The sequence below is a fragment of the Ruegeria sp. CJ6 genome, from assembly GCF_056536665.1.
Genome location: NZ_JBQFQB010000002.1, coordinates 327940 through 345520, shown reverse-complemented (window position 1 = coordinate 345520; position 17581 = coordinate 327940). Strand labels below are relative to the sequence as shown.

Annotated in this window: 14 protein-coding genes; 8 read left to right on the top strand and 6 right to left on the bottom strand. The window is 54.5% G+C overall.

Annotated features, from left to right (window positions below; all coding sequences use genetic code 11):
* Positions 1 to 60: 60 nt before the first annotated feature.
* Genes ACR0BT_RS07235 through ACR0BT_RS07225 form a run of 3 tightly spaced genes read right to left on the bottom strand, consistent with a single transcriptional unit; the run spans position 61 to position 2617 of the window.
* Positions 61 to 849, bottom strand: coding sequence for an SDR family NAD(P)-dependent oxidoreductase (locus ACR0BT_RS07235; RefSeq protein ID WP_170509410.1), 789 nt, complete (start codon positions 847 to 849; stop codon positions 61 to 63).
* A 12-nt stretch (positions 850 to 861) separates the two neighbouring features.
* Positions 862 to 1827: an LLM class oxidoreductase gene (locus ACR0BT_RS07230; protein WP_480762815.1), complete on the bottom strand. Its 966-nt coding sequence runs from the start codon at positions 1825 to 1827 to the stop codon at positions 862 to 864.
* Positions 1828 to 1840: 13 nt separating this feature from the next.
* Entirely contained in the window at positions 1841 to 2617 is a 777-nt protein-coding gene (locus ACR0BT_RS07225) for a CmcJ/NvfI family oxidoreductase (RefSeq protein WP_480762814.1), read from the bottom strand.
* Positions 2618 to 2724: 107 nt separating this feature from the next.
* Between ACR0BT_RS07225 and ACR0BT_RS07220 the strand changes: the two genes are divergently transcribed.
* Positions 2725 to 3636 (top strand): LysR family transcriptional regulator, encoded by a 912-nt coding sequence (locus ACR0BT_RS07220; RefSeq protein ID WP_480614248.1) that lies wholly within the window; start codon positions 2725 to 2727, stop codon positions 3634 to 3636.
* Between the two features lie 287 nt (positions 3637 to 3923).
* Here the strand turns inward: ACR0BT_RS07220 and ACR0BT_RS07215 are convergent, their stop codons facing one another.
* A complete protein-coding gene (locus tag ACR0BT_RS07215) occupies positions 3924 to 4808 on the bottom strand; it encodes a LysR family transcriptional regulator (protein ID WP_170596278.1) in 885 nt (294 codons plus the stop codon).
* A 95-nt stretch (positions 4809 to 4903) separates the two neighbouring features.
* On the opposite strand from ACR0BT_RS07215, the gene acdA reads away from it, so the two are divergent.
* Positions 4904 to 6121, top strand: a complete 1218-nt coding sequence (gene acdA, locus ACR0BT_RS07210; protein ID WP_480762813.1) for a 3-sulfinopropanoyl-CoA desulfinase — start codon at positions 4904 to 4906, stop codon at positions 6119 to 6121.
* A gap of 341 nt (positions 6122 to 6462) precedes the next feature.
* Positions 6463 to 6816 (top strand): hypothetical protein, encoded by a 354-nt coding sequence (locus tag ACR0BT_RS07205; RefSeq protein WP_170394225.1) that lies wholly within the window; start codon positions 6463 to 6465, stop codon positions 6814 to 6816.
* Positions 6817 to 7382: 566 nt separating this feature from the next.
* On the opposite strand, the gene ACR0BT_RS07200 is transcribed toward ACR0BT_RS07205, so the two are convergent.
* Positions 7383 to 9080, bottom strand: a complete 1698-nt coding sequence (locus tag ACR0BT_RS07200; RefSeq protein WP_480762812.1) for a tetratricopeptide repeat protein — start codon at positions 9078 to 9080, stop codon at positions 7383 to 7385.
* A gap of 317 nt (positions 9081 to 9397) precedes the next feature.
* On the opposite strand from ACR0BT_RS07200, the gene ACR0BT_RS07195 reads away from it, so the two are divergent.
* The 5 genes from ACR0BT_RS07195 to nadC all read left to right on the top strand — a co-directional run bounded on the left by ACR0BT_RS07195 (position 9398) and on the right by nadC (position 16647).
* Positions 9398 to 11437, top strand: coding sequence for an alkyl/aryl-sulfatase (locus ACR0BT_RS07195; protein WP_480762811.1), 2040 nt, complete (start codon positions 9398 to 9400; stop codon positions 11435 to 11437).
* Positions 11438 to 12302: 865 nt separating this feature from the next.
* Positions 12303 to 13184 carry an NUDIX hydrolase gene (locus ACR0BT_RS07190; RefSeq protein WP_170561666.1) on the top strand — a complete coding sequence of 294 codons (882 nt, stop codon included), beginning with the start codon at positions 12303 to 12305 and terminating at the stop codon, positions 13182 to 13184.
* Positions 13185 to 13261: 77 nt separating this feature from the next.
* On the top strand, positions 13262 to 14233 hold the full coding sequence (gene nadA / locus ACR0BT_RS07185) for a quinolinate synthase NadA (RefSeq protein ID WP_480591330.1): 972 nt from the start codon (positions 13262 to 13264) through the stop codon (positions 14231 to 14233).
* Complete coding sequence (locus ACR0BT_RS07180; protein ID WP_480762810.1) at positions 14230 to 15768, top strand: L-aspartate oxidase; 1539 nt, start codon at positions 14230 to 14232, stop codon at positions 15766 to 15768. Before nadA ends, ACR0BT_RS07180 begins: the two co-directional genes overlap by 4 nt.
* A gap of 12 nt (positions 15769 to 15780) precedes the next feature.
* Complete coding sequence (gene nadC / locus ACR0BT_RS07175; RefSeq protein WP_170635930.1) at positions 15781 to 16647, top strand: carboxylating nicotinate-nucleotide diphosphorylase; 867 nt, start codon at positions 15781 to 15783, stop codon at positions 16645 to 16647.
* Positions 16648 to 16921: 274 nt separating this feature from the next.
* Here the strand turns inward: nadC and ACR0BT_RS07170 are convergent, their stop codons facing one another.
* Positions 16922 to 17581: a sulfotransferase gene (locus ACR0BT_RS07170; protein ID WP_170407560.1), complete on the bottom strand. Its 660-nt coding sequence runs from the start codon at positions 17579 to 17581 to the stop codon at positions 16922 to 16924.

Sequence of the window (17581 nt, the reverse complement as noted above, 5' to 3'; positions counted from 1 at the left end):
ACACGCGAGGGGTAAGGGAGGTTAAAGTTGGAAGCGCGTCTGGATTTAGTGCAGCGCGGGTCAGTTGGTCTGGTTAATCAAACCTCTGATCGAGTTCATGACGTCGGCAACATGTGCTTTGTCCAGTGCTGCGGCATGTGGATTCGCGAAGGCACCGCTGTCATTGTCAAAATAGGCACCTGACGCATCAGCGAACCGATCACCCAATGCTGCGTCAATCAGGATATCAGCGCCGATGTTCATATCGTTCCCGGCTAGGCCGAATCCTTCTTTCACCATCTTTGAGGCCAACAGCGATCCCGGATTTACCGCGACCATGACGGGTGCATCGGACAGAGATTTGGCCCATTCCCGGGTCCAGATGGTGATCGCCAGCTTGCTTTGCGCATAAGCCTCCATATCAGCCAGCGGGACACTACCCTCCAGTGCATTAATATTCACCGGGGCCTGCGCTGCCGATGACAGGTTCACGACGCGCCCGGCGGCGGGAATGATCGGCATCAGCAATTCTGTGAGCAGATAGGGTGCGAGTGTGTTGACGACAAAGCGGATGTCCTGCCCATTCGCAAGCACGGTTTGCGGAGCTTTCAGCACACCTGCATTGTTGATCAACACGTCCAGTTTGTCATGTTTGGCCTTTACGCTCTCAGCCAGTTCTCGCACTGCGGACAGATCGCTCAGATCAGCGCTATAAGTTTCGACATCGCCGCCGACTTCGGAGGCCGCGCTGTCCAATTTGGAGGTACTGCGTCCATGCAGAAGTACTTTGTGTCCATCGGCGGCCAGCTTCTTTGCCGTGAGCAAACCAATGCCGTCGGTTGAACCTGTAATGAGTATAGTCTTGGTCATTGATCTGATCCTTTAGGAAAAGTCGGGCAGTACGGTATCTGCCAAGTGTTCGAGGGTCGTATCGATGGGCGCTTGATTGAACCGTAGGTTCAGTGCAACGTGATTGACCCCAAGCGTTTCTATTTCACGTAGATAGCTACGCAGGAAATCGGTGCCAGACTGAAACCCAAGATGGATCGGGCGCGGTGGTGCGGCGTGATCGGCAACGACATCGATATACAGGGATTGCATGACAGGCTTGTCTGGCTGGCCCGCTTCCTTACCGCGCCTCCGATAGTCCGCAATAACCTGCCTTTGGGCAGTCGCATTGCGCGGATAGGTCATCCAACCATCGCCGTTCTGCGCCACCCAATCGGGGGATTGCTGGCTACCACCCGTAATAATCATCGGTAGGCGGGTCCCATGCGGCTTTGGCAGCAGGTCAATCCCGCCAGACAGCGTACCCTGTGCACTTTCACGCTCGGGATAGTCCAATCCAACGGCGCGGATGTAGTCAAAGCTGTCGCGGAAACGTGCCCCGCGGTCATCATAGCTCTGGTTCATAGCCGGATACTCCTCAGGCCGGTCCCCGGAGGCTACACCCAAGAGCAACCGTCCGCCCGAGAGCACATCCGCGCTCGCCGCCGCCTTGGCTACATGAGCGGGGTGACGCAATGGCAGGATCACGCTCGCCGTTCCAAGGGCAATTCGGTCCGTCACCGCAGCAAGCGCACCCAGATAGACAAATGGATCGAAAATCTGTCCTGCATCACCAAAGCTTGGAACGTTGAATGGCACGTCGCGCAGCCAAAGTGATGCAAACCCGAGGTTCTCCGCTTTCCGAGCCGCTTCCAGATGATCCCGAAGCGTCGGCTCTGCACCGACTGCATATGCTTCGAGCGGCAACACAAGGCCAACGCTCAGCTGTCCCGGTCGAAATACCCGGTTATAGGCCACGTTGATTTGGGCAAAATCAGCAGGCTGCATTTTATCCAACATGTCCGGCTCTCCTTTAATAGCGCACCAAGGTGCGGCTCTCGATGCTTTTGCGAATGGTGTTGACGTTTGAATCTTCGACCATATCAAGCGCACTATGCGCGATCGACGGAGCACCTAGATTGTCATAGATGTTGAAGATCGCGACCTCATCCGGCGTCATCTTCGATTGATAAATCCATTCATGCCTGGGGTTTCCTACCAGCCCCATTATTTGCCCATTGCGGTCGGGATAGATCAGGTCCAGCAAAATCCAATCAGACGGTTCAACTGATGACGGGCGAACAAAGCCCAGGGGTGCTGAGTTGATAGGATGATCCACAGGGCGCCACACATTAACAAAAGCATAGTGACCGCGCGCCCACTCCGCTGCGGCCTCGGCACCCAAAAGATCGACAAGCCGCTGTTCGGCTCCATCCTTGCTATAGTCACTGTGGACGTTGCGCGCGGGTTTGCGCGTCGCTCCTGGGTCATCTATCCGAACCGTGTGATCAAAAACCACAACCTCGCGCGCACCTAACTTGTACGAGAGCATTGCCGTTAGTTCCGCATCGTATGTCGGTTTCCAGACCTCGCCGGTAAAATCTTGTACCTGCGTTTCCAGCAGCGCGAACTCAACAGCATCAGACGCAAATGTAACTGTGTTGCTCGTGGTGCGGGCATCTGTCAATGCAACAGCCGTGCTGGCCAGTTCGGGCGAAATCAAATTACCAGCAATCCCGCCTGCATCTAGTTCAAAGGCTTGCCGCCAGGGCTTGTGAACGTGGTAGTTGACTGTGGCTGTCCGCGTCATCTGCGTCTCCTTCCCATGCCGAGTTGCATCCATGAAGGGGATTTAACGCTAATCTATTTGCGTATAAACTGCCCATTCATGGATTGATAATTCGGGTTTGCGATATAATGGGGCTTGATACAGACGCGCTGAGATTGTTTGTAGCGGCGGCAGAAAGGCTGAACATCAGTGCGGCGGGGCGCGCTTTGGGCATGGCTCCAGCTGTCTCGAGCGCAAAGCTTGCCAAGTTGGAGCAAAGCCTGGGATCCGAACTGTTACATCGCACAACGCGCAAAGTGTCGCTGTCTGTTGAAGGCGCCGATTTCCTGCCCTTCGCCCGAGAGATTATTGCGCAGGAAGAGGCGGCACTTACGGCGTTGGGCAAACAAACAGCGACCATCCGCGGTACATTGCGCTTCGCTGCACCCAGCACCTTTGCTCAGCTCTACATTGCACCAATCCTGCCGAAATTTCTTCAACAGCACCCCGATCTGACGCTCGATTTGCGCCTGTCGGATGTGCAGTTTGATCTTATCGAGGGGAGTTACGACCTTGCACTAAGAAATGCGCCGCTTGTCGACACCAGCCTGAAAGGCCGAAAATTGGCTGATGACCGACGCATACTGTGCGCCGCGCCGCACTATCTTGACACATACGGCACACCCAAAACACCTGCCGATCTGAAAAGCCACCACCTGATCGCTTTCCAAAATCGCCAATTGCGCACGCTAACGGGAAAGGCAGGTGAGAAAGCCACATTTGATCCAGCGATGGCCAAGGGTCAATTGATCATCGACGACGGCCAAAGTCAGGTCTGCGCCACTCTGGCCGGCGCCGGAATATCCCTAAACGCACTATGGAGCGTGTATGATCACCTGAAATCGGGCCGGTTGATGCAAATTCTGCCAGACTTTGAGGCTACGGAAGACAATGTTCTATGGCTTATCTATCCCAAGTCCAACGTATTATCTCCCAAAGTTCGGGTATTCATGGATTTTCTGATCACAGAGATTGGCTCAAATCCACCTTGGGAAACATGATCCCAATATTGGTCAAGCGCGCCTTAAGACATCACGGCGCCAGTTTGGAGAAATGCACGAGGCGGACACGCCTTTTACAATTGCAATAGCCTGAACTGTTCCGCGATTTTTGAGTTCCCGTGAATGCGGCCATCGCTCCCGTAGCGAGTGGCTAGTTAGACAGGCTGCATCGCAGCATCTAAACGGTTTATCCAAGGCCGGTTCCGGTCGTTCTTGCGTGAACCCAAAAGAGGGTTTCAAGACCTTAGTCGATCAAGCCGAAGCCGCGAGTGCAGGAAAGGTGTTTCTTATTCGCCCGCAGCGACGGCCTCGCCTGTCGAGAATAGCGCGGCAAGCATCGCCTCACTTCCAGCCAGCGCGCCCTTGCGCACGGTCGCAAGAACAAGTTTCCGAGCCGACGATTGTGGGAGACAAATACTTTTGACGTCGTCAGACCGATACCGCAAAACATCGGGGACAGGCAGAAGCGTAAATCCCAGGCCTGCCGAAACACATTCCATAATCGCTTCAAGGTTATCAAGGACAATGGTTTCGGAACCCTTTGGTCTTTTGTGCTTAAGCATCTCTCCAGCAATGAGTTTTCCGATCCCGGTGTCGGGCATAAAGTGAAAGAAGGGCTGCGCATTCAATAAACCCGCGAGGCCGTCTTTCAGCAATTTCTTATGGGCTGCAAAGGCAAAGGGTTCCTCTCGAAGCACCTTTTCCGCAAGCGTGTCGGGAACACCTTCTGCATCGGTAAGAAGGGCGGCATCAAGCTGACCGCTTACAACCTTTTCTTGTAGAACCTTGGACAGGCCGGTTTCGAATGAGAAGGTCGCTTGCGGTGTTTGACGTTTTGCGTTGTTCAGGAAGTTCGGCAGCAAGCGAACGGCAGCAGTTGTGACAAATCCTATTCGGAAATGCCCGACAAGCGTGTCCGTCGGGCGACAGATTTTGAGAAGGCTGTCTTCGTGCTGCAGGAGCGGGATCGTTGCCTCGACGACGCTCCGGCCGATTGGCGTAAGTCGCGGTGGTCGTACGGTGCGGTCAAAGAGGTCGACGCCAAGCTCCGCCTCAAGCGCCTTCATCTGCATTGAAAGTGCAGACAATGTCATGTTTTGCTGCTCGGCCGCTTTCGCAAAGGAGCCGACATTCGAGACCCGTATGAGGGTTCTGAGAGAACGTGTCTGCATAAGTTAAAGTATACTGGATTAGATATCCAATTTTATTCGATTGTGTTGTATTACTGCAAGCGTATTCTGTTAAAAAACAGAGACGAGGGACACGCATGCCGCATCCGCTTGTGAACGTTGCGAAAGAACTGGCCCCAGAATTTGAGAAACGTGCCGCAGATTGGGACAGATCGCGCAGGTATTGCTGGCAGAATGTTGGCGAATTGGCCGATGCTGGCATCATGGGTATGACCATTCCCAAGAAATATGGTGGGCAGGGCGCGAGTTTTCTGGATGTCACCATGGTGGTGGAAGAGATCGCAAAAACCTGCACCCTGACCGCCCGCATCGTTGTCGAGGGCAACATGGGCGGCATCAGTGCGGTCATGGGGTACGGCAATGACGAGCAGAAGGCTTTCTGTGCTCAGCATGTCCTGGCAGGAGACAAGCCTGCGATCTGCATAACCGAACCTGACTCGGGAAGTGCCGCGACCGATATGCAGACTACCGCGCGGAAACAGGGTCGCACATACATCCTCAACGGGTCCAAGCATTGGATCACTGGTGGAGGGGTCTCGAAGCTGTACCTGATCTTTGCCCGCGTGCTCGATGAGGCAGGCGTCGATCAGGGGATTGGCGGTTTCATTCTGTTTGCCGACCCGATGTCAGGAGATACGCCCAAGGGGTTCACCGTGGTGGGTCGCGAATACACGATGGGCCTTTGCGGTATGCCCGAAGCAGAATTGCGGTTCGAAAATGTCGAGATCAACGAGAAATGGCTGGTCAAACCGCCTTCAGGATTGAAGCGTGGCTTTGCCGACCTGATGAACGCTTACAATTCGCAACGCGTCGGTGCGGGAGCAGTTGCTATGGGTGTTGCGGCAGGGGCACTTGAACATGCAAAACGCTACCTCGTTCAACGTGAACAGTTCGGGCGCCCGCTTGCAGAATTCCAGGGGCTTCAATGGATGCTGGCCGATATGGACACGCAAGTTCATGCAGCTAGGCTGCTGCTCCATGAAGCGGCACGATCGCGTGGCCCAAACGGCAGTCAGTATCCCGATATGACCATGGCCGCCCGCGCCAAGCTTTTTGCGTCCGAGATGGCTATTAAGGTGGTCAGCGAAGCGCTGCAGATGTTCGGCGCGCGCGGCTACAGCGATCGTGAACCTCTGGAGCGGATGTATCGCGATGTGCGCATGTTCACTATCGGCGGCGGGACCGCACAGATTCTCCGGACCCAAATCGCCGGAAATATTCTAGGCATTAAAACACCACAGACGCGGGACGGATATACGCGCCTTGCCGACATGGAGCGTTACGCGGCTGAATAGAAGACCCTATAAAAATTGAAAAAGGACTTTCGGGCCGCCGACTTCCTTGTACCGCAGCCCTACGCGGCTGCGTGCCGTCACGCCTTCGGCATGCTCGGCCGATGGTTTTTTCGCGCTAATCTAGTTGCCTATTTAGCCAACTTAGCTGCGCAAGAAAGGCGCTGCATTCATGCGCCAGAGAAGTTTGCGACCGAGCCAGCGAAACAAATGCAATTTTACGCTGCGTAAAATGGCTGGGCTATTTTTCGACAATCGTAAACTTCCTAAATGAGATTTGCCTAGGCAGGCAAGTTTAGCTCGTACGCCAAGCAATTACTTCGATTCCCGAAAGGAAAGCTGCGATGAAAAAGTTCATTTTTGTTGCTCTCATCAGTCTTACCGCATGCACTCAGTACCCGATGCAGAAGCCACTGATGGTTGACGGAACCAGGAATGCGACCTTCTACACAGATGAGGCTGAATGCCGATTGATGGCCGCGAGTTTCAATCCTGGGCAGCGTAAAATGGATGCTACGTTCGGCGCTATTGATGGCGCGGTTACTGGTTGGGTTGTTGGCGAGAAGGAAGATGTCATCGGAGGTGCGATCGCAGGTGGCATAGTCGGATCTGTGCGCGGCCAGTACAATGACGAAATGGCGCGGCGTCATGTGCTTGTGAACTGCATGCAGGTGCGTGGTCACGGTGTGGTGGGCTAGTAATGGCTGCAGATTACTCAGTGGTTTATCGAACGGGGCCTTGGCCGTGACTCAGAAAAGGGTCCGAACAGAGTTCGTAATTTGGGGTAAATTTTGACCAGAGAAGGAGTGCTCTAATGCCGAATAAACGTTTCAGTTGTAACAGTTAAAGAAACCGGCCTGATTGGGTGGGTGAACAGTGTCGCGCAGATCTTCCAAAGACGCGTTTCGATTGCCTTGCATGTTGGCGCATCTAATTGACATATCCCACCCAGAAGCGCGCTTCTTTCAGGCTACAGGTGATCAACTTCCGCATGTTTAGCACCGATGAGCAAAGTGTTTTGCAATGCCGAAACTACGTAAAAGGCCGTCCCAAAAAAAACGCCAACTCTGACAAACCATTCCAGACATGGACTGGCAGCGACCGTTGGCCCGCTTGCGTGAAAGCTAGAAAATCGAACGACGATCTGATGATATAAAGTCAGCCATCTGACGTGGTTTACTTATTGCTGCGTACAAGGGTGATGCGATTCCAGATAACTGTGAAACCCACCGATGAATAAGTGTGCGGAAACTGGATAAGCCGGTCAAGAATCTGACAAACCAGCCTTCTGGAGGCTGGCCAACAGGTTCTCCTTAAATGTGGCGTCAAGTTGCCAAATGGCAAGTATATCCGATGCAACAGATGAAAAATCTGGGCGTAGAACCAACAAGCTGCGTAGGGCCGCCTGGGCCTGTTCCCCATTTCCCAGTTTGCTGTGTAGCGCGGCCTGCCATAGATGGGTCCAGAAGAAACCTGGCATATCGATTTGTTCCAATTGTGCCAGCGCCGCTTCATAGTCGCCCCGGTCGAACTCGTAAAAAACCCGCGGAAACAGATACCACTGAGGATGCACAGGGTTCAGAGCGATTGCCCGGTCTACAATAGCAAGTCCTTTGTCCCATTCGCCACTGAACGCCAGACGCATCCCGTAATGGGCCAGAATGTCGGTGTCATTCGGATTCAGGTCGATCGCCCGTTGCCCGGCCTCGCGGAACCCGGCAAAATCACCGAGCACGAACCGCATATTGGCCATCATCAGATGTCCCGCCGCCAGATTTGGGTCGATCTCGACCGCCCGGCGTGCTGCGGCATCGGCTGCGGCCAGAATCTGTTCGCGATTTCCGCCCAGCCCAAAACGTATCTGTTGCAGATACAAGTTCGACAGCACCGCCCAGGCCTCGGCATAATCCGGAGCCCTCTCGAGCGCGCTCAGGATACAGGATTTGATTTCGGCATGGCGATCCAGATTGATGGTTACCTGATAGCTGTAATAACCAAGCACACAGTCATAAGCATCGCGATTGTTGGGTGGAATTCTATCGGCATCTCGCATCGCGCCAAGCGTCAGTAGCCCGTATTTCCCGGCCAGTTTACCCATTACATCTCGGATAATGCTGTCCTGTACCGCATAGATCTCCTTGGAGGTATTGCTGACCTCGTAGCTTTGCGACCAGATATATCTTCGGTCTTTCAGATCAATGAGGCGTGCGGACAGGCGCAAGGTGTCGCCCCTGTCCATCACATTGCCTTCCAGCGCGAAATCGGCGTTGAATTCTGTACGCAAGCTCGCCGTATCAATCTCGGTTTCACCAGAATGCAGTGTGCTGCCAAGGGGCAAGACCCAGATGTCCCGGAACCGGATCAACTCGGTCGTCAACTGCCGGGTAAGACCATCGGCGAGGTACTCGGGGCCATCTCCCAGAGTTTCAAAGGGCAGTACAGCCACGACGGGCCCCTTGGGCAAGCTGTGATTTGCCTGTTCCTCTGGCGTCCCTGAACGGGTCAATCCCCAGATTAGCCCAAACAATGCCAGGCCAAAGGCGACAGCCAGTCCAATCCCAGCGCGTCGTCGTCCGCTGAACCCGGCATTTGGCCGGGCGTCAGCAGGTGCCGGAACAGGGCCGGGCAGTGAAGATTTTGCGAACCGCGGCGCGTATCCTCCTTTGGGTATGGTGAGACGTATCGGATCGCCCCGACCGGGCCCGGCATAGTAGGTGTCAATCTCCTGCCGTAGTCGCCGCGCCTCAAGTCGGACAATCGGATCGACCTGCTGGTCGAAGCTTTCGTCGCGGTCAAAGACGGACATGGCAATCGACACGCCTTTGATCTGATCTGAACGACCGGCCAGATATTCCTCGATGATATAGTTCAGAAATGCGCGGCGTTTGGGGCTGGCGGTGAAATCCGGATGATCCAGGATACGTTGCATCTGTACCCGAATTTCGCGCTCGGTAGTATCCACTTCAATATCCCTCTGCCTCGGGAAAACCGAGGAAAACCATTATGTTGGCCTCGTTGATACATGTGTTTTTTGACAGGTGGCAACATGTTTGCACTTCTCGGGAAAAATTCTGCGGATAAGAGGGCCGCACTGCTGGTCGTACAGGCAGGCACCCGGCTTCCAAAAGATCGCGCATCTCGGCACTTCTGGAGGTCAATGCACCGGCGGGACGAATTTCAACCTCGTGGTTCGTCCCGTCAGACCTCCTGCGCTGCGATCTCTTTTGAAGCGTTCATGATAGGAACCGATTATATATGCCACGCCGAACCACCTTACTCTTGACCGTCACCCTTTTGACGCTGACCTCAGGTCTTGCCGTCGCGCAGGATGATAGTCCTCAGCACTTTGACCCGAAGGGCAAGTTGCCCTCGGATTACACGATCGAATTCCAGCAAACCCAACGCAATAACCTGCCGTTCGATGACGAGCGTGACTTTGAAGAAAGCCGCAAGGGGCTAATTGCGGTTCCAGAATACCGCCAGATCAAAACCGAGGATGGCACCGTCGCCTGGGACATCGGCAGCTATGACTATCTGCTCGAGGGCAAAGAGTTCGACTCGATCCACCCGTCGTTGCAGCGTCAGGCGATCCTGAACATGAATTTCGGCCTATACGAGATTCTCGACGACAGCATCTATCAGGTGCGTGGCTTCGATTTGTCCAACATCACTTTTATTCGTGGCGATACCGGCTGGATCATCTTTGACCCGCTGGCCTCCAAGGAAACTGCCGCCGCAGCGCTGAAGCTGCTGAACGACACCGTGGGCGAACTTCCTGTCAAGGCGGTTGTCTATTCGCATTCCCACGCCGACCATTATGGCGGTGTGCGCGGGGTGATCACCGATGAGGACGTGGCAAACGGCGTGGAGGTGATCGCGCCCGAAGGTTTCATGGAACATGCGGTTTCCGAAAACGTCTATGCGGGCAACGTGATGAACCGCCGTCTGTTTTTCCAATACGGCGTATTGCTGCCACGCAGCCCGTTCGGCCATGTGGATCAGTCCATCGGCAAAAACATCTCGGCTGGCACCACGGGCCTGATCGAACCGACCCGCTATGTCTCGGACGCGTATGAAGAGATCATCGTAGACGGCGTGCGTATGATCTTCCAGAATACACCGGGTACTGAAGCACCTGCTGAGATGAATACCTATTTCCCCGACCTCAAGGCATTCTGGGCGGCGGAAAACATCACTGGCACAATTCACAACATCTATACCTTGCGTGGCGCACTGGTGCGCGATGCGCTGAGCTGGTCCAAGCATGTCAATGACGCGCTGTACAAGTTTGGGCAGGATGCCGAGTTGATGTTCGCCTCTCACTCTTGGCCCCGTTACGGAAATGAGCGCATTCAGGAAGTGATGCGTGCGCAGCGTGACACTTACGCCAATCTTAACAACGGGGTACTGAATCTGGCCAACAAGGGCGTGACCATTAATCAGATTCACAACGTCTATGACGTGCCGGAAAGCCTGCAGCAGCAATGGGCCGCGCGCAGCTATCATGGCTCGGTCGAGCATAACAGCCGGGCGGTGATAAACCGTTATCTGGGCTACTGGGATGCCAACCCCACCACGCTGACACCCCTGTCGCCAGAAGACAGCGCGCCGCTGTTTGTCGAGATGATGGGCGGCGCCGAACCGATCCTGTCGAAAGGGCAGGAATTGGTGGACACCGGTAAATATCTTGAAGCGACCGAGATTCTAAACAAACTGGTCTACGCCGAGCCACAGAACCAGGCCGCCAAGGACCTGTTGGCCGACGCGTTCGAGCAGATCGGGTATCAGAAGGAAAGCCCTTCGGTCCGCAACTCGTTCCTTGGCGCGGCGTTCGAACTGCGCAATGGTATTCCTCAGGGCGCTACTATCGAGACCACCGGTCCCGATACGATCAAGTCCATGCAGACCACGATGTGGCTCGACTTTCTGGCCATTCGTGTCAATAGCGCCAAAGCCGCCGATATGGAGTTCACCATCAACCTGTCGATCCCCGACCGGGACGAGAACATCGTTGTCGAGATGAGCAATGCCACTCTGACTCATATCGTCGATCAGGTGGCGGAAGACGCCGATCTTTCGATCAGTCTGAGCCGCACGGACCTGGAAAAGGTCATGACCGGTGAGCGCAGATTGACCGAGATGCTCGCTGATGGCACCGCGCAGTCTGAGGGCAACGCCGAGATCGTAGCGCAACTGGCTTCGGCCCTGGATCAATTCGATTTGGGTTTCGAGTTGATGCCCGGCACCGGTGCGCAGGATTTGACACCACCCGCCAATGATTTTGCCCAGCCCGGGTTAGCAAACTCGAGTGGCGGCTGAAACGGGACCGTCCGATTGAAAGCTGGCTCAGGGTTTTGCTGCCCTGGGCCTCTCTCTTTCTGACTATTGGACCGGGAGAAGTTTTCGACCAGTAGTGCTGGTATCGGAGCAGCAGAATGCCCCGCCCGAACGACTGCTGGATTGTTACCGCCGTGCGCGGACTCTTTCATCCGTGGTGTCAATGCGGGATCAGAATCTTCAGCCTAAGAAAGCCAAAGCGCATGACGCAAAAATCAAACTGGGATGTTCTGAAACTTGCAATTTGTGAACATCAGCCAAGATATCAAACTACCTAGAGGTCCCGATCCGTAGATTTCAATTCACTCCTGGACCCCGTCCCGTACAACGATTCAAAGAACTGGCTGCTTAGCGCCGCGGGTCGGATGGGTATCTTCGAACTGGAGGAAGCTTCACAACCCAACTGTCGAATGTGAAGTGGTCAGACCTTAGCTGCGATATGCTATGATCGCTTCCAAATTTCGATAAGACACTGTGTGTCGCAAATCGAAGTATTTAGTGTAATCATTAATGTCTTTGCGGAAACGGCAGCCTTCAAAAAGATCATACGTAAGACCGTTCTGAGAACTACCTTAGCGAAACGAATACCTCAACGGGCTGTTTGGTCAGCCCGAACCCATATCTTGCGACACTTCTCAAGTCGTGAGACGAAACTGTATTTCAGGTTCATTGGACCGAAAGTAGTAACCTGATGTTAGAACAGTGGGACGATTAACTGGGCCAGAAATGCTTGTTCTCTGAAGAAGCACCCGTCACACTGTATTTTTCTTCAAGCCAAGGTACTAAATTTGGGTTAGAACGCACATTCTAACCAACGCTTCGCGACATTCTACAAACAGGAAATTCCTTGCCAAGTGGACTAGCCCCTGCCGAACTGATCGCAATCCTAATCGCCGTGACTGATGATCAGCCGCGTGTCATGACCTTGCGTGGCGGTAACGCGCTACCTTCGGGACCGTTCGAATCTTCACACCGCAGCTTGCAAAGCGGCTTGCGGGCCTGGATTGAGGCGCAGACCGGCCATCCGGTGGGATATCTTGAACAGCTTTACACCTTTGCAGACAAGGATCGCGATCCACGCTCGGGTTATGCCGACAACTCTCAGCGTATCTCGATCAGCTATCTCGGTCTGGTGCGGGAGCAGGATACTACTGGTGCTGGACGTCCGGCATGGCGTAGCTGGTATCAATACTTCCCATGGGAGGATCATCGTGATCGCAGCCCAGAAGAGCTACCGCAAATTATCAAACGTATCTCAGCTTGGGCAGGAAGTGATCCGCTAAAACTGCAGCGTGTGGACTATCTGTTTGGTCTGAATGGGAAGACCTGGAACGAAGAGCTGGTTTTGCAACGTTATGAGCTTATGTACGAAGCAGGGCTTGTTGACACTCCTGAATTCGGTCGTCACATGGAAGCGGACAACCGTCGCATTCTCGCCACCGGCATATCTCGCTTGCGGGCCAAGATAAAATACTCTCCGGTTGTGTTCGAGCTCATGCCCGAAAGCTTCACCTTGCTGCAGTTACAGCGCACAGTCGAAGCGCTGTCTGGTCTACACCTGCACAAACCCAATTTTCGCCGCCAGATTGATCAGCAGGAATTGATTGAAGATACCGGCGAAATGTCCAGCGGCACCGGTGGTCGTCCGGCACGCCTGTTCCGATATCGGCCGGCCATTCTAGAGGCTCGCATGCTGTCGGGCGTCAGATTACCTCTCTCCCGGTCCTGAACCTCGCTTGACATAATCTCGAATCGAGAATAAGCATGGCTCCAATATACTCGATGCGAGTATAAATGGAGAAGCCAATGAAAGATTTTCGCCTTCCAGACCTCTACGACCGGGTAAAGCAGATCATCCCGCAACCCGAATGGATGCTGTTTGAAGATGATCTGGAAGCCATCCTTGATCTCAAGCGTGAGAGGAATGCGGTCATCCTCGCCCACAATTACCAAACGCCGGAGATCTTCCACGGAGTTGCCGATATCGTGGGCGACAGCCTTGCGCTTGCGCGCGAAGCTGTCGAGGTTGATGCCGATGTCATTGTGTTGGCTGGTGTACATTTTATGGCGGAAACTGCCAAGCTGCTGAACCCGGAAAAGACGGTGCTGATCCCAGATTTGGGCGCGGGGTGTTCACTGGCGGATTCCATCACACCCGAGGATATTGCGCTTCTGCGTGAAGCCCATCCCGGCGTTCCAGTGATCACATATGTAAACACTTCGGCAGCGGTGAAGGCGGCATCGGATATCTGCTGCACGTCGGGCAACGCAGTAAAGGTGGTGGAATCCCTCGGGGTGTCGCGCGTGTTGATGATCCCGGACGAGTATCTCGCCAAGAACGTCGCTAAAGAGACCGATGTCGAATTGATCGCATGGCATGGACATTGCGAGGTGCACGAACTGTTTACTCCAGCCGATATACGTGAAATGCGCGAAGCGTGGCCGGGTGTTACGGTCCTGGCCCATCCTGAGTGCCCGCCCGAAGTGGTTGCCGAAGCAGATTTTTCTGGCTCTACCGCAGTCATGTCGGATTTCGTCAGCGACAAAAAACCGACGCGGGTTTGCCTGTTGACCGAATGCTCGATGAGCGACAACGTGGCGCTGAACCATCCTGAGGTGGAATTCGTGCGCCCCTGTAACCTGTGTCCACATATGAAGCGCATTAGTCTGCGCAACATTCGCAACGCATTGGAACTTGGCCATCACGAGGTCACCGTCGATCCGGCCATCGCAGAAGATGCGCGCCGCGCGGTGGAACGGATGCTGGCAGTGAAATGATCGGGCTCGAAGGGCTTCATGGTCGAACTGCCATCATCGGTGGCGGCATCGCCGGGCTGACGGCTGCGCTGGAACTGGCTCCACAACCCGTAGTACTAATCACCCGTGCAGGGCTGGGCCAGGAATGTTCCAGCGCTTGGGCTCAAGGAGGGATTGCCGCCGAACTAGGCGCGGATGGTGATCCTGCGCAACACTTGGCCGATACTTTGCGGGCGGGCGACGGGCTGTGCGACGAAACCCTGGCGTCGGCCATTCTCTGCGAAGCGCAAAAGGCGATCACTGGTTTAGAGAAACATGGCGTTCGTTTCGATAGAACCGCCGACGGCACATATGCCTTGGGGCGCGAGGCCGCGCATTCCCGCCGCCGCATACTGCATGCAGGCGGCGACCGTACCGGAGCCGAAATCACATCGGCCCTTGCGAGTGCCGTGTTGCAATGCCAGTCGATCACTTGCTTGACCGGAGTCGAAGCCCGACGGGTGTTAACGCTAGACGGACACGTCACAGGCGTTCATCTGCAAAAAGATGCCCAAGCAGAGGTATTGCGCACATCTCAGGTCGTTATTGCGACAGGCGGTTGCAGCGGTCTGTTTGATGCCAGCACCAACCCTTCAGGTAATTTCGGCCAGGGTGTCATGATGGCCGCCCGCGCCGGGGCAGCCTTGCGCGATATGGAATTTGTCCAGTTTCATCCCACAGCGCTGGATGCCAAGCAGACACCTCTGGCATTGGTCAGTGAAGCCGTCCGGGGCGAGGGCGCAATTCTGATCGACCAAACCGGCAAGCGCTTCATGTCGCATATTCCGGGGGCTGAACTGGCCCCGCGCGACGTGGTGGCTCGTGCCGTGCATCAGGTCATATTGGAAGGTGGGCGAGTGTTTCTTGATGCTCGTGCCGCGCTTGGTGCCGAATTTGTCCAGCGGTTCCCTGGCATCCATGCATTGTGCGCAGCAAGCGGAATTGATCCGGCGCGCGATCCCATACCGATACTTCCGGCTGCGCATTACCACATGGGCGGTATCGCCGTTGATGAGTATGGAAGAAGCACTTTGTCAGGCCTTTGGGCCATAGGTGAATGCGCGGCGACTGGCCTGCATGGTGCCAATCGCCTTGCTAGCAATTCACTGCTGGAGGCGGTGGTGATGGGACGCCGTGCCGCAAATGATGTTGCCACGAGTGAATTGCGAAATCTCTCACTTGCTCCTGCGGTGGACGTGCTGCCTAATTCTGATCCAAGCTTTGTCCGGCCTTTGGTTTCAAAATATCTGGGTGTGATCCGTGACCAGACGGGCCTACGTTTTGCCATTTCAAAGTTGTTGCCGTTGGTCGAAACCGCTGCCTGCGCTTCTGACCCGGCACTAGTCGCGCTTTCGATCGCGGTCTTTGCCGATCTGCGCCGAGAATCGCGGGGCGGACATTACCGAAGTGACTTCCCTAATCCTGAGGCGAACGCGCAATCTCTTTTGATGACTCTGACCGAAGTACTTGCTCATGCGAGTTTGACCAGTCAGGAACCCTTTTTGAGGACTGCTTGAGAAATGACTATCATGCCCCTAGCCCCGTTGCCCCGAACGATGCTGGAGCCGGTGATCCGCCGCGCACTTGATGAAGATTTGGGCCTCGCCGGAGATGTCACCTCTTCGGCTGTTATTCCTTCGGATCATGTTTCCGAAGTTGTGGCTTGCGCGCGTCAATCCGGATGTATTTCCGGTCTGGATTGTGCTGAATTGGCTTGTGAGCTGATAGATCCGTCGATCAAAGTAATCCGCCATGTCGAGGATGGTGGGACAGTCGCGCCCGGCACAGTGATCGCCACTTTCAAAGGGCCGTCGCGCAGTCTGCTGATTGCTGAACGTACGGCGCTCAACTTCTTGGGTCATCTATCGGGTATTGCAAGTGTGACTGCCGATATGGTTCGCCGCGTCGAAGGCACGCGTGCTGCCATCGTCTGTACCCGAAAAACAACGCCCGGTTTGCGGGCGTTAGAGAAATACGCTGTGCGATCAGGCGGCGGCATGAACCATCGCTACTCCCTAAGTGACGCGGTGCTGATCAAGGACAACCACATCGCCATAGCCGGGGGTGTCCGCCCGGCCTTGACGCGGGCCAAAGAGACAGTCGGTCATATGGTCAAGATCGAGATCGAGGTCGACACGCTGGAGCAGTTGGCCGAAGTACTGAAAATCGGTGTTGATGCGGTGCTTCTGGATAACATGGATCCAAAAACCTTAAACGAAGCTATACGCATGATTGATGGTCAAGCCATTGCCGAAGCTTCAGGCGGGATAACCCCAGATAATGTGCGCGCTGTTGCAAACACCGGTGTTGATTTGATTTCTATGGGCTGGATAACCCACAGCGCACACTGCCTCGATATTGGTCTGGATTTTGTGCTCTCGCAGCGCCAAGAGTAAGCCAACAGTCACGAAATTCAGTGCCCGAATGGTCGAAATCAACGGCCTTTCCAAGAAATTGCCAACGGGAAGAGCATCGCCGACACAATTGGAAACAACGCAATCAAAAGATGCGCGGCGGCGCAGCCTGCCTGTTCAGTCTTGTCACTCCGTTAGCCAACTAAGCTGGGCAAGTTTTAAGTCGCATTCATTCGTCAGAGAGTTGGCGACCGAACCTTTCGTTCTCGCCCACACTCGATTTCTTATGCTGCTTAAATAAGCAGGCCATGACATCTCAATTCGGAGAAACCGCATCGTCGGCGTCATTGCCTCCGGACGTTTTACCCTCATGGCCGAAGAAAGTCGGATCAGTCTCAAAATCAGGCGCAAGGAACTCGGACATCTGGTCAGGGCTGTCTGTTTCTATATTATATATCAATAATTTATCCGGTTGGTCCTTAAAAAATTCGGGCACCTCCTGATGATGCCGGTCCCATTCTTCTGACCAATGATCAATTACCTGATCAACCGACTCGAAATTCATACCCTTACGATAACGCTCGGCATAAAACCCATTGCCATGGTTTCGGCGACTTGCGATCCACCTGTCTTTGTCTCGAGTGTTCAATATGAAATAGGAATTGGGATAATATGCCGCGAGTTGACGAAAATAACGGCAACCTTCAATCACGCGCGAGCCGCTCACCATCTGCATGTCGGTGTAGCCGACCCAACGGTCGATGCCATTGAGCGGCGCATAGCCATACTTAAGATTGTTAGCGAGCGCGCGGGCCAGATTGCCACGCTTGAAGTGAACCGTCGGAATGCCGTTGTTATCTAGAAAGGCGGAAATCGACCTTGTGCCGCACTTGTTGAAACCGACCTGAAATATCCGCCGCGTACGGCCTGCACGAGTAGACAGATATTCAGGATGGGTTTTTGATGATTGCGGCAC

Excerpts from the sequence above, each read along its gene's own strand:
- ACR0BT_RS07235 (WP_170509410.1), bottom strand. The coding sequence starts at position 849 with ATGACCAAGACTATACTCATTACAGGTTCAACCGACGGCATTGGTTTG.
- ACR0BT_RS07230 (WP_480762815.1), bottom strand. The coding sequence starts at position 1,827 with ATGTTGGATAAAATGCAGCCTGCTGATTTTGCCCAAATCAACGTGGCC.
- ACR0BT_RS07225 (WP_480762814.1), bottom strand. The coding sequence starts at position 2,617 with ATGACGCGGACAGCCACAGTCAACTACCACGTTCACAAGCCCTGGCGG.
- ACR0BT_RS07220 (WP_480614248.1), top strand. The coding sequence starts at position 2,725 with ATGGGGCTTGATACAGACGCGCTGAGATTGTTTGTAGCGGCGGCAGAA.
- ACR0BT_RS07215 (WP_170596278.1), bottom strand. The coding sequence starts at position 4,808 with ATGCAGACACGTTCTCTCAGAACCCTCATACGGGTCTCGAATGTCGGC.
- acdA (WP_480762813.1), top strand. The coding sequence starts at position 4,904 with ATGCCGCATCCGCTTGTGAACGTTGCGAAAGAACTGGCCCCAGAATTT.
- ACR0BT_RS07205 (WP_170394225.1), top strand. The coding sequence starts at position 6,463 with ATGAAAAAGTTCATTTTTGTTGCTCTCATCAGTCTTACCGCATGCACT.
- nadA (WP_480591330.1), top strand. The coding sequence starts at position 13,262 with ATGAAAGATTTTCGCCTTCCAGACCTCTACGACCGGGTAAAGCAGATC.
- ACR0BT_RS07180 (WP_480762810.1), top strand. The coding sequence starts at position 14,230 with ATGATCGGGCTCGAAGGGCTTCATGGTCGAACTGCCATCATCGGTGGC.
- nadC (WP_170635930.1), top strand. The coding sequence starts at position 15,781 with ATGCCCCTAGCCCCGTTGCCCCGAACGATGCTGGAGCCGGTGATCCGC.